Annotated in this window: 10 protein-coding genes; 9 read left to right on the top strand and 1 reads right to left on the bottom strand. The window is 42.9% G+C overall.

The annotated features are described in order from the left end of the window. The first annotated feature begins 60 nt into the window (after positions 1–60). The 9 genes from H8716_RS02210 to H8716_RS02170 are packed head-to-tail and all read left to right on the top strand — an operon-like array spanning position 61 to position 11,215. A complete protein-coding gene (locus H8716_RS02210; protein WP_249306898.1) occupies positions 61–1,887 on the top strand; it encodes a DUF2194 domain-containing protein in 1,827 nt (608 codons plus the stop codon). 12 nt (positions 1,888–1,899) lie between these two features. Further along, entirely contained in the window at positions 1,900–3,357 is a 1,458-nt protein-coding gene (pelF, locus tag H8716_RS02205; protein ID WP_249306897.1) for a GT4 family glycosyltransferase PelF, read from the top strand. Between the two features lie 45 nt (positions 3,358–3,402). Next, positions 3,403–4,860 carry an exopolysaccharide Pel transporter PelG gene (gene pelG, locus H8716_RS02200; RefSeq protein ID WP_249306896.1) on the top strand — a complete coding sequence of 486 codons (1,458 nt, stop codon included), beginning with the start codon at positions 3,403–3,405 and terminating at the stop codon, positions 4,858–4,860. 57 nt (positions 4,861–4,917) lie between these two features. Then, entirely contained in the window at positions 4,918–5,283 is a 366-nt protein-coding gene (locus tag H8716_RS02195; RefSeq protein WP_249306895.1) for a DUF2304 domain-containing protein, read from the top strand. Beyond that, the gene (locus tag H8716_RS02190; RefSeq protein WP_249306894.1) at positions 5,280–6,542 is read left to right on the top strand and encodes a glycosyltransferase; all 1,263 of its coding nucleotides are present in this window, start codon (positions 5,280–5,282) and stop codon (positions 6,540–6,542) included. The genes H8716_RS02195 and H8716_RS02190 overlap by 4 nt, the downstream gene beginning before the upstream one ends. Further along, positions 6,496–7,281: a glycosyltransferase family 2 protein gene (locus H8716_RS02185; protein ID WP_249306893.1), complete on the top strand. Its 786-nt coding sequence runs from the start codon at positions 6,496–6,498 to the stop codon at positions 7,279–7,281. The genes H8716_RS02190 and H8716_RS02185 overlap by 47 nt, the downstream gene beginning before the upstream one ends. After that, positions 7,271–8,551, top strand: a complete 1,281-nt coding sequence (locus H8716_RS02180; RefSeq protein WP_249306892.1) for a DUF4874 domain-containing protein — start codon at positions 7,271–7,273, stop codon at positions 8,549–8,551. The genes H8716_RS02185 and H8716_RS02180 overlap by 11 nt, the downstream gene beginning before the upstream one ends. A gap of 25 nt (positions 8,552–8,576) precedes the next feature. Next, positions 8,577–10,127, top strand: a complete 1,551-nt coding sequence (locus H8716_RS02175; RefSeq protein ID WP_249306891.1) for a lipopolysaccharide biosynthesis protein — start codon at positions 8,577–8,579, stop codon at positions 10,125–10,127. Next, the gene (locus tag H8716_RS02170; RefSeq protein WP_249306890.1) at positions 10,124–11,215 is read left to right on the top strand and encodes a glycosyltransferase family 2 protein; all 1,092 of its coding nucleotides are present in this window, start codon (positions 10,124–10,126) and stop codon (positions 11,213–11,215) included. Before H8716_RS02175 ends, H8716_RS02170 begins: the two co-directional genes overlap by 4 nt. On the opposite strand, the gene H8716_RS02165 is transcribed toward H8716_RS02170, so the two are convergent. After that, positions 11,212–12,408 (bottom strand): nucleotidyltransferase family protein, encoded by a 1,197-nt coding sequence (locus tag H8716_RS02165; RefSeq protein WP_249306889.1) that lies wholly within the window; start codon positions 12,406–12,408, stop codon positions 11,212–11,214. The two genes, H8716_RS02170 and H8716_RS02165, sit on opposite strands and share 4 nt — an antisense overlap. Positions 12,409–12,448: the final 40 nt, after the last annotated feature.

Below are 12,448 nucleotides of genomic sequence, written 5' to 3'. Positions count from 1 at the left end.
AAAACGAAGGTATTTTTCCCTAAGAACAGATTCCGGTGCAGGAGGAAAAGAAGTAAAATAATGGTTTCCAAAAGAAATTTTTTCAGTATTGCGATCATGATGTTTGTATTGCTGTTTTTGTTCCAGTTTTCCATGGTGATCAGAGACAGGCAGAATACCTATGATATCAATTCCAATCTGACTGCAAGAGAGGTGGATGGAAAAGATGCATGGCAGAAGCAGCAGTTGGATATGGATTCATTGACCCAAACAGACAGAAAGTATGTACTTTTTGTGGGAAATGCTTCAGGAGAGATGGCAGAAGCAGTAGACAGATGGTGCACCTATGCCAAGTGGAATTTTGCCAGATGCAGTTCGGTAGATGAAGTTCAGGAAGATGCGGAGATACTTCCGGGTATGTTGATCCTGGAATCGGAAAAGTATGCTCTGGGAGAGCATCTGAAAAAACTGGAAAAACTGGTTCAGAACGGCGTGACGATTGTTTTTGGATGTCTGGAAGATTCTGATCATATTGACAATAATGAAGAATTGAAACAGTTTCTTGGAATTGATAATATAGTAAGCAAAAAAACAGAACTAACCGGAGTGAGATTTTTTAAGGAACTTCTTCTTGGCGGAGAAGTGTCATACGAAACTCCGGTGGATGAAGATGAAAAAGAAAGACAGGATCTTCAGCTGGAAGTACCATGGTATCAGGTAGGAAGTGGTACCAAGACATATATGATGGGACTGATTGATCAGTCAGAGATGAGTGAAAATATCAAGAACGAAGAATTGCCAAGCCTTATCTGGAGAAATGGGATTGAAGGTGGAAGTGTATTCGCAGTAGTCGGGGATTATATGAAGGACAGCACAGCGCTCGGACTGTTGGATGGTATGGTGGCAGAAGCATCTGAATATTATCTGTATCCGGTGGTAAATGCGCAGAATCTGTCAATGGTGAATTTTCCGGCATTTGCAGATGAAAACAGTGAAAAAATGATAGAACTGTACAGTCAGCAAATAACAGGAATCGGAAGAGATATCATGTGGCCATCACTGGTATCTATCGTGGAAAAGGGCGGTCTGAAAATGACCTGTTTTATGCAGCCGCAGGCAGATTATCAGGATGAGAATGAGAGCAACAGTAAGGAACTGGTATTTTATCTGAAACAGATGAAAGAACAGAATGCAGAAGCTGGTTTATCTCTACAGTATAAAAAGGCAGATTCTTTAAAAGAAAAGCTGGATCAGGATGCAGAATTTTTTCGAAAGGCTGACAGCAGCTATCAATATGGAACGGCGTTTACGGAAGAACAGAAGCTGGATCAGGTAAAAGATTTGATGGATACAGAATTGCTGAAAAATGTAAATACTCTTGTATGTGAATATACCGAGCAGGAACCTGTTATTTCTTATTACACAGATGAAGTGACTTTACAGGCTGTCACAAGTGACGGCATGAATTATCATTACAGTGACGATATCAGAATGCGGAGTATACAGAGTGCACTGGGCTATACCAATGTAATGCTGAATATGCAGGATATCTTCTGGCCGGAGCGTGAGACGGACAGATGGCAGATTATGCAGAAACATTTTTCCAGTAATCTGCTTACTTACTGGAAAAAATTCACAGTATTTGACAGCACAACACTTTCGGAAAGTAATACGAGAACCAGAACATTCCTGAATCTGGATTTTGCCCAGAGCCGGACAGAGAATGAGATCACTCTGCAGACCTCAGAACCGGGCAGCTGGTTTATTCTTAGAACACATGGAGAAGAGATCGCAGATGTAGAAGGCGGTACATGGACGGAGATTGAAGAAGGGGCATATCTGATTCAGGCCGTAGAGCCAATGATAAGAATTCAGGTAAAGACTGCCGGACTTCATTACAGCAAATAAGAGAGGTAGAACATGAAGGTTTGTATTGTAGCAGAAGGGTGCTATCCATATGTGGTCGGAGGCGTTTCTGGATGGATCAACAGTATGATCAAATCCTTCCCCAATGTAGAATTTGTGTTGCTTGCCATAGTGGCGAACAGATCACTCAGGGGAAAATTCGTGTATGAATTACCGGAGAATCTGACACAGGTCTATGAAGTATATCTGGATGACTGTGAATGGGAGGGTGGAAGAAAGAAGTCAGGAAGAAAAGAGCATCTTTCACATAAACAGCATGATGAATTGTTGAATATGGTACTGAACCGTAAAACAGACTGGGGTGTGATTTTTGACCTGTTTCATAGGAAGAACCTTTCAGTAGATGAACTGCTGATGGGACCGGATTTCTTTGAAATTGCAAGAGAATGTTATAACAGAAATTACCAGAATATCAATTTTTCTGATTTCCTGTGGACGTTAAGATCTATCTATCTGCCGATGTTCTGGACACTCCGGATGGACGTGCCTAAGGCTGATTTGTATCACTGTGTGGCAACCGGATATGCGGGAATTCTGGGGAGTATGGCGAAGCATTTCCATGGAAGCTCGTTACTGATCTCAGAACATGGTATCTATACCAGAGAGAGAGAGGAAGAACTGATTAAGGCAGCCTGGGTAAAGGGAATTTACAAGAATATCTGGATTGAACAGTTTAAGAAAATGTCTCAGCTTGCTTATGATACAGCAGATGTGGTGACCTGTCTGTTTGACCATGCCAGGGAACTGCAGATGGAACTGGGATGCCCGGAAGAGAAGATTCGTGTAACGCCAAATGGTATTTTAGTGGAAGGACTGTCAGACCTTCCCGGGAAAAATGAAGAGGAAAAACAGTACATCAATGTAGGAGCAATCTTACGTGTGACACCAATAAAGGACGTTAAAACCATGATACAGGCATTTGATTTTGCAAAAAAACAGGTGGAGAATCTGAAGCTCTGGATTATGGGACCGACAGATGAAGATGAAAAATATGCCAGAGAATGCTTTGAACTGGTGGAGACACTGGGCGTAAAAGATGTGGAATTCACGGGAAGAGTCAATATCAAAGATTACCTGGGAAAGATGGATTTCACACTGCTTACCAGCATCAGCGAAGGTCAGCCTCTGACCATTCTGGAAAGCTATGCGGCACATAAGCCGGTCATTGCCACCGACGTGGGAAACTGCCGTGAACTGATCTACGGCAGCAAGGATGATTTTGGCGAAGCGGGAATCCTGACTCATATTATGAATATAGAAGAAATAGCCAATGCCATGGTACGAATGGCAGTATATGAAAAAGACAGAGCGCGCATGGGAGAAGCCGGTTACCGGAGAGTCAATGCGTTTTACAGGATTGAGCAGATGAAAGCAGTATATCAGGATATTTATAAAGGCTTTGCGGAGCAGCATAAGATTCCATGGACAGAAGAACCTTTTCAGATCCGGTAACAGAGGACACCGGAAATAACGCTAAATGGCAGATGGAGAGATAAGATGGCTGGAATAGGTGTCAAACTTACTAACATATATAAGAAAAATACGTTGACTACAGATATTATAGGAATTGGATACAGTATGGCAGTAACCATTGCCCCAATGCTTGTTGTAATCGGTGCACTGATTATTATGGAGTATTATCTGGATTTTTCTTCGGTGGACTATCTCACAAGAGAATTGTTTTCCTGTACGGTACTGTATATTTTTATTTTTTCACTGCTTACGGCATCTCCGTTCAACTCGGTATTGTCTAAATACATGTCAGATATCATTTACGAGGAACATTATGAGGATATTTTACCGTGCTATTATGTGGGAATGATTATGAATATTCTTCTGAGCGCGCTGGTGGGAATCCCATTTTGTGTACATGAATATCTGGTCGGAGGAGTAGATATTCTGTATGTGTTTACCGGATACAGCGGCTACATGGCATTGGTTCTGGTTTTTTATTCCATGCTGTATCTTTCGATCTGCAAGGATTACAAAAAGATTTCGTTTTTCTTTGCAATAGGAATGACGGTGACAGTGTTACTGTCGTTTTTGTTGGTAAAACGGCTTCACTGGAGCATCACTTATGGTATGCTGCTGTCACTGACCATTGGATTCTGGCTGATAGCATGTCTGGAGATGGCGCTTGTAAGAAGTTATTTTAAGGAAAACAGTGGAAGATACCGGCCGGTTCTGGCATATTTTAAAGAATACTGGCCACTGGTAGCTACCAATTTCCTGTATACGCTGGGGCTCTATATCCACAATTTTGTTTTCTGGACAACAGATCTTCACATGATTGTGGTAAAATCCTTTGTATGTGTTACCACATATGATATGGCAACCTGTCTTGCCATGTTTACAAATATTTCGGCAAGTGTTATCTTTATCAGCAGAGTGGAGATGTACTTTCATGAAAGATATAAGGCATATTCAGAGGCTGTTATCGGTGGAAGAGGAGCAGATATAGCGATTACCAAGAAGAGAATGTTCCGTACACTTTCAGAAGAACTGATGAGTCTGGCAAGAGTACAGTTTATCATCACTCTTGTGATATTCCTGTTTTGTATGATTTTTCTCCCTCAGATCGGATTCGGTGGAATGACCATGAGAATTTATCCATGTCTGGCAGCAGGGTATTTCATCTTGTTTTTGATGTATGCAGAGATTATCTTTTTGTATTATTTTAATGATATGAAGGGGTGTGTGCTGACTGGGCTGGTGTTCTGTCTGGTGACCATGGCAGGAAGCCTGATTGCTTCAAAGGGATCTGAGATCTGGTATGGGGCCGGTGTAGTGGCAGGCAGCTTTGCCGGATGGACCATGGCATACAGCAGGCTTCGCTGGATGGAAAAACACCTGGATATTCATATATTCTGCAATGGACATTTGCTGAAAAAGAAAAAAGGAGACTGTCCGTCTCCAAAGGTATTTGACAGATATGAAAAAGAAGAAAGGTCGTAACAGTTCAGAATTCAATGTGAAGGTACTGAACAGAAACAAAAGGACAGAAGAGATATCATGGGAGACATATTAAGGATATTTGTAATTGTTGCAGGAGCGTACATGTTCCTGAAGGCAATCTTATCTCTTGCAAAGAGAAAAATGACAGAGCCGTTCTGCCTTGCGTGGGCACTTCTGGCTGTATTGATGGTGCTGGCTGGAATCCTGCTGAATCCGGTTCAGATTGACAATTTTATCAGCTTCCGAGGTCTGATTCTGGTTATTCTCGTAATTTCCGGACTGCTTTGGGGACTGTGGTTTATCAGTTCACAGGTATCCATATTGAAGCGCAGGAATCAGGAACTTGCCATGCAGATCTCTCTGCTGAACAGAGACTGTGAGAAAATATTAAAGGAACTGGAAGAACTAAGGAAAGAACAATGAAAAAGGTACTGTTTGTCATCAATACACTGGGTGGTGCAGGCGCGGAAAAGGCTTTGCTGGAATTGCTGAAGCGGTTTTCACCACAGCAGTATGAAATCGATCTATATGTACTCCTGGATCAGGGAGAACTGATCAGTCAGGTGCCGGAACATGTGAACATATTGAATACAAAGTATTTGTCAGAATCAGTTTTGTCTGTGGAAGGAAAGAAAAAACTTGGAAAAACAGTCTGGCATCGTCTATGGAAACATATGGCGCTGGGAAAGAATCTGATCTATCTGCTAAAGAATCTTACAGATATGTTGAAAAAGAAACAGATACATACAGATAAGCTATTGTGGAGAATCATGTCAGACAGCGGAATGGTTCTGAAGAAGCATTATGATATGGCAGTTGCCTATCTGGAGGGGGGAGCCACATATTTTGTACATGATCATGTAGAAGCAGACCAGAAATTTACATTTTTGCATGTGGATTACAGCTATGCGGGATATACCAGAGCACTGGATCTGGACTGCTATCCTGATTTTGACCGCATTTTTACAGTTTCTGATGAGGTGAAAAAAAGTTTTCTCCAGATATATCCGGAATGTGCGGGGAAAACAGTGGTATTTCATAATCTATTGGATAAAGAAGAAATAAAGAGAAAAGCAGAGCTGCCGGGAGGTTTTTCGGATGAATATAAGGGCAAACGGATTCTGACTGTAGGCAGGCTGACTGCACAGAAAGCCTATGAGACAGCCATTGATGCCATGAAGCTCCTGAAAGACCAGAGCGAACAGGTGAGATGGTATGTGCTGGGAGAAGGAGAACTGCGAAAGAAACTTCAGCAGAAAATAGAGGAACTGGGACTGACAGAAGACTTTCTGTTACTTGGAGCAGTGGAAAATCCATACCCATATTACCGGCAGTGCGATTTGTATGTACATGAGACCAGATTTGAGGGGAAGAGCATTGCAGTGCAGGAGGCACAGATTCTCGGCTGCACGATTCTGGTATCAGACTGCAGTGGCAACAGAGAACAGGTGGAAAATGGCGTGGATGGTGTTTTGTGCCAGTTGGATGCCCGGGATATCAGTGAGCACATAAAACAACTTTTGCATGATGAGGAACTCTGTGACAGATACGGAAGAAATGCAGCGAAAAAGATGGATCAGGAAGATGAAAAAGGTTTGGAATTGTTTGAAATAAATGAGGGAAAGAGTGATACGGATGAAAAAGCAAAAAGAAGTTTTGGTCATTATTCCTGCGTACAATGAGGCAAAAACGATTGTGCCGTTACTGGAAAAGCTGGAACAGCCGGAGATCGCACAGATAGCAGATGTCCTGATTATGAATGATGCATCTTTGGATGCCACGAATTATATAGCAAAGAAGAGACATCATGAAGTGGTTACTCACGTATTTAATCTGGGATACGGAAGTGGACTGCAGCTTGGATATAAATATGCGGTTCGAAAGGGATACCAGTATGTGATTCAGATGGATGCAGACGGGCAGCATGATGTATGCAATATCCCAAGAATTTATAAAGCCCTGAAAACAAAAGACAGTGACGGAAATTATCCGGATATTGTACTGGGATCCAGGTTTTTGGAAGGAAGCAGCAGTTTCCCTCTGTCTGTGGCAAAGAAGATTGCATTCGTATGGTTTCGCGGTATCATCCGTCTGGGAACCGGAAAGCATGTGACAGATCCAACGTCAGGACTGCAGGGATTAAGCTGGAGAACTTTTCTGTTTTATTCCATGTACAACCATTATGATGATAAATATCCGGATGCCAATATGATTATGCAGATGCTGCTACTGGGCTTTCGGGTTGAGGAGATTCCGGCAATTATGCATGCAAGGACAACCGGTGTGAGTATGCACTCTGGTTTAAAGCCGGTGCTCTATATGTTTCGAATGACATTCTCTATTATTGCAGTATGGATCAGAGAAAAAATACTGAAGATGGATGTGGAAAGCGTAAATGAGCTGGAAAAATATGAAAGTTAAACAAAAGTGGGAATGGGTGCCGGAAGAACTGCCGGAAAGTACAGAAGAACTGGAAAATCCGGCAAGGGGCTGGCTGGAGATCTATACTTTTCAGGCTGAGAATGGCATCGCTCCACTGGAACTGAGATGGAGTCTGAGAATGGGTGAGACTCTGGCGCTGGTGTTGATAAATTTAAAGGCATACCGGGAAAGAGCGCTGGATGATATAGCCCTGGAAAATATCAGAAGCATGCTCAGTTTTTTTATGCAGTATCAGAAGGATGTGATACTGCGTCCAACGTATGATACAGAGGGAAAAGGTCGTGAGAGAGAACCAGATAAGTTTGATACCGTATTGACGCATATCAGGCAGATTGGGGAACTACTGCAGCAGACAGAACACAGTGTGTGTATTTTTCAGGGGCTGTTAGTAGGAAGCTGGGGAGAAATGCATGATTCCCGGTATCTGTCAGAACAGCATTTAAGAAAACTGTATGATACATTAGAATCGTATCTTGGCAGCGAGATTTATCTGGCAGTGCGTACCCCGGCAATATGGAGAATATTGACGGGCGAAGAACAATTTCAACGGGGAGATATGGGAAAAACAGCGATATTTGACGATGGAATCTTAGGATCTATGACGCATCTCGGAACGTTTGGAACCATGACAAGGGATGCAGCAGGTTGGAAAGCGGCGTGGACGAGAAAAGAAGAACTGGAGTTTCTGGAGCAGATTACAAAAGACACACCCTGTGGCGGAGAGGCAGTACTGGGGACAGATGGCGGACAAGACAATGCTGATTTCGTGTTAAGTGAGCTGAAGATCATGCATCTGACTTATCTGAACTGTGCACATGACAGAAGGGTACTGGACGACTGGAAAAGCATAAACCTGAAAACAGAAGATGTATGGAGTGAACACAATCTCTATGACTATGCGGGAAGTCATCTTGGTTATCGGTTCATTGTTCGTAAGGTGGAGATAAAAAAATGCCTGTCAGGAAAATTCCGGTTGGAAATTGAGATAGAGAATACAGGTTTTGCGGCACCGTTTCAGGAAATGGAATTACTGCTGGTGTTACAGTCTGAAGATAAAGTGTGGGAATATCCCGTTGAATTTGATGCAAAAAGATGCTGTTCAGGGGAAAAGAATAAAATTATACAGTATTTTTGTCCTCGGGAGAGTCAGGTGTTTTTGAAATTACGAAGAAAAAAGGATAGGCGTCCGGTCCGGTTTGCCAATAGAAAAAAAGCAGACTGCCTTTTACTTGGCAGTCTGCACAAATAATCCAAAAAGAAAGGATTCGTGAAGAGTGAAACAGAAATCCAGGACAGAATATTCAGTCAGAAATACAACCGTGGCGTTTGCAGCGCAGACAACAGCCATACTGATGGGATTTTTCACCAGAGTGGTCTTTACCCATACCTTAAGTGAAGGATATGTGGGCATCAACGGTCTGTTTACAGATATTTTGAATATACTGTCCCTGTCAGAACTGGGGGTTGGAACTGCCATTACTTATGCGCTGTATGGACCGATTGCCAGAGGAGATATCAAAAAACAGCAGATTCTGATGCGCATGTTTCGTACATTTTACCGGATTACAGCTGCATTCGTACTGACAGCCGGATTATGTCTGATTCCGTTTCTGGATGTTCTGATGAAGGACAGACCGGATGTGGATCATCTGATCTGGATTTATCTGCTGTACCTGCTGAACTCGGTGGTGTCTTATTTACTGATTTATAAGAAAACGCTCATTGATGCACATCAGATGAACTATATTACGGTCTTGTTTCATAATGGTTTTCTGGTCATACAGGATCTGCTGCAGATTGCGATTCTGCTGATCACCGGCAATTTTATACTGTTCTTGCTGGCAGCAGTGATCTGTACCATAACAGGAAATATCTGCATGTCCAGACAGGCGGACCGCATGTTCCCATATCTGAAGGAACCGTGCAGAGAACAATTGCCCCAGGAAGAGCGGCAGGATATTGTGAAAAACGTAAAAGCAATGCTGATGCATAAACTGGGAAATGTGGTGGTAAATAATACGGACAATCTTCTGATTTCCAGCTTTGTCGGGGTGGTAACAGCAGGGATCTATTCCAATTATTTTCTGATTATCGGATCGGTAAGACAGGTGTTTGATCAGGCAATGCTGGGAGTGGCGGCCAGTGTAGGGAATCTGGGGGCAACAGAGGAAAAAGAAAAAGTGGGACAGGTGTTTGACCAGCTGTTTTTTATCGGTTACTGGATGTTCGGATTTGCGGGTATCTGTCTGCTGGAGCTGCTGAATCCTTTTGTAGAACTGGCATTCGGAAAAAAATACCTCTTTCCGAAAGAGATTGTGCTGATCCTGTGTATCAACTTCTTTATTAACGGAATGAGACGGGCTGTGCTGATTTTCAAGGAATCCATGGGATTGTTCTGGTATGACCGTTATAAGGCAGTGGCAGAGGCCATACTGAATCTGGTGATTTCGATTCTGTTGGTTGTGAATTTTGGTGTGGCAGGAGTATTTGCCGGAACATTCGCCAGCACAGTCCTGACATCTGTGTGGGTAGAACCATATGTGATTTATAAATACAGGCTGCAGAAGCCGGTATCCGGATTTTTCAGAATGTATGCAGGGTATCTGGCGGTAATGGCAGCCATATGGGAAGTGACGGAAGTACTTTGCCGGATGATGACCGGCGGACCGTTTCTGGTGTTGCTGCAGAGAATAGTGATCTGTGTGGCGATCCCCAATCTGTTGCTGTGGATTGTTTACAGGAATACTGAAAAATGCCAGAATCTGATGGCATTACTGAAAAAAATGACAGGAAAAGTATGGACAGTAAGAGGTGGCGGAAGATGAGGACTCAGACAAAAAAAGTTTCGGTAATCATACCCGTTTATAATGCAGAAAAATATATACGAAAGACGCTGGACAGTGTGCTGGCACAGAGCTATCCGGACAGAGAAATCCTTCTGGTGGAAAATGGCTGTGAGGATCAGAGCTCAGAAATTCTTCTGGAGTATGCGGGAAAACACGATGAAATAAAGATTATAAACTGTCTGGACCGCGGAGCCGGTACTGCAAGGAATATGGGGATGGAACAGGCAGCCGGAGAGTATATTTTGTTTGTAGATGCAGATGATTACCTTCCTGATACAGGAATACTGGAAAAGTATGTAAAAGCGGCAGATCAGACGGAAGTGGATGTGGTAGTCAGTAACTATGCAAGGCTCTGGGAAGAACGGATACTTCCAGCTGTGAAACACAGTGCATTTTCAGTATACAGCCCATCTTCCGAGGAATTTCGCTTTCGGGGATTCTTTGGAAACGGGACACTGTCGTATGTATGGGGCAGACTTTACCGTAGATCGTTTCTGATTCAGAATCAGATTATGTTTACCAATCTTACGTACGCAGAAGATAAACTGTTCAACATGGAGTGCTATATCTGTGGGGCGAGATACCTGTTTCTGGAAGATATCGGATATATTTACCGGAGAAATAAAGAATCCATTTCCTGGCAGTACCATGAAGATGCAACGGAAAACTGGCTGAAAATGGCACATTTACTGTCAGACTGGATAGAGAGAGAACAGAGACCGGAATTCGAAAATATGATCTGGTATACGATATTTTTTGCGGCATTTTTTGACAGCAAAATGGAGTATGTACAGCGAAAAAAATCTGTTTTTGCCATAAGGAAAGTCCTGAAAAAATATCATCAGGATGAACTGGGACAGGAAGCATTCAGAAGGCTGTCAGACAGGAAACAGAAATTGCAGATACGGCAGACAGCATGGAGAACTGCGATTCGTGTATTTTCTTTTGGAATGACCAGACGGTGGCATATGGTTCTGGCAGCAGGAATAAAGATTCTGATAGATTCAAGAATCGATGAGCGATTTTCTGATACCGGAATAAGAGAAGAAAAGAACAGTGAAGTTTAGGATTCACTGTTCTCAAATATTTTTATCAAATGGGTTTTCTGATTGCTTTTTTTGAAGTCTTGCAGTGTCTGCAGGAAAGTGGTATTCCTTACAGTATAAGTATTTTTCAGAAAACAGAAAAATGTGACACCCCATAGAACCGGCCATAGAACCGGATAATGGCAGGCTTTCGGAAAACGTACCTTCATCTGGGTGTGTCCCTCTTTCAGACAGGATGCCAGATTGACCTTCTGATAAGAACTGCTTCCCACAAGAGAAGAAGCAGTGTCAGTTCCCCTGTCCCCGTCTTTTAGGATCTGCGTCACAAACTGTTCGCAGTCAGTGCGGCTGTAATGAATTTCAGGATCAATGGTATCGGACAGACCAAGATAGAGACGGCAGCTTTCCAGAACGATTTCATAAAGATGAAGAATTCGTGATTCCCGGCACCAGGTATGAAGAAGATCAAAGTCCACTTCACCGGCATAGCGGTTCAGATACAAGGTGAAGTCACATAGCAGCCGGATACCGAATCCGCTGTACAGATAGTGCTTCAACATATGATGAATCTGGTAAAATACGTATTCGGAAGGTGGAAGAATTATGTAGGTATAACCGTGAATAATCTGTTCACAGCGACCAAGATGATCGGAAGAAAAAACCTCATCCACGATCTCATTCGCACGGGAATACTGATACAGTCCGACAACGCGGTAATGCAGTTCCAGAAGAAAATCCCGGCCGGTTTTGGAAAAACGATACCGGTAAGTAACATGGTGGTCACTGAGTTCTTCCTCATCAATATAACCCTGGGCTTCCAGTATACGTTTTGCCTGGGCGAAAGCATCTTTATCATTGATATAGAGATCCAGATCCCCCAGCTTGCGGTATTCGGGAACAGGATAGCAGTCTGCAAGGCTCAGTCCCTTCAGCAGATAGCAGGAAATATGATGTTCTGCCAGCAGAGAGACCGTATAGCGTGTAAAATGCTCGATCTGATAATAATTGAGCATCATGCTTTTGGTCTGCTGTTTCAGGGATGGATAACAGTCTGTGCCGTGCAGGAAGGGCAGCAAAAAAGGCGCAGTACGGTGTTCGAGTGACAGATCTGCAAGAGCCTTCGCTTCTTCGGGTAAAATGACAATGTCAGTGTCGGAAGAAGGACAGCAGCTCCGGCGGATCACAGATAAATAAGCAGTATAAACAGATTCCATAAAAACTCCCGTTTTTCAATCATTGAATATGGGTAAGTAT

Origin of the sequence: Jingyaoa shaoxingensis (assembly GCF_014385005.1) — a bacterium.
In the GTDB taxonomy this organism is placed as follows: domain Bacteria; phylum Bacillota; class Clostridia; order Lachnospirales; family Lachnospiraceae; genus Marvinbryantia; species Marvinbryantia shaoxingensis.
This window is presented reverse-complemented; position numbering and strand designations above follow the sequence as displayed.

What these genes read in the sequence shown, in the direction of transcription:
- H8716_RS02210 (WP_249306898.1), top strand. Translation starts at nt 61, where the DNA reads ATGGTTTCCAAAAGAAATTTTTTCAGTATTGCGATCATGATGTTTGTA.
- pelF (WP_249306897.1), top strand. Translation starts at nt 1,900, where the DNA reads ATGAAGGTTTGTATTGTAGCAGAAGGGTGCTATCCATATGTGGTCGGA.
- pelG (WP_249306896.1), top strand. Translation starts at nt 3,403, where the DNA reads ATGGCTGGAATAGGTGTCAAACTTACTAACATATATAAGAAAAATACG.
- H8716_RS02195 (WP_249306895.1), top strand. Translation starts at nt 4,918, where the DNA reads ATGGGAGACATATTAAGGATATTTGTAATTGTTGCAGGAGCGTACATG.
- H8716_RS02190 (WP_249306894.1), top strand. Translation starts at nt 5,280, where the DNA reads ATGAAAAAGGTACTGTTTGTCATCAATACACTGGGTGGTGCAGGCGCG.
- H8716_RS02185 (WP_249306893.1), top strand. Translation starts at nt 6,496, where the DNA reads ATGAAAAAGCAAAAAGAAGTTTTGGTCATTATTCCTGCGTACAATGAG.
- H8716_RS02180 (WP_249306892.1), top strand. Translation starts at nt 7,271, where the DNA reads ATGAAAGTTAAACAAAAGTGGGAATGGGTGCCGGAAGAACTGCCGGAA.
- H8716_RS02170 (WP_249306890.1), top strand. Translation starts at nt 10,124, where the DNA reads ATGAGGACTCAGACAAAAAAAGTTTCGGTAATCATACCCGTTTATAAT.
- H8716_RS02165 (WP_249306889.1), bottom strand. Translation starts at nt 12,408, where the DNA reads ATGGAATCTGTTTATACTGCTTATTTATCTGTGATCCGCCGGAGCTGC.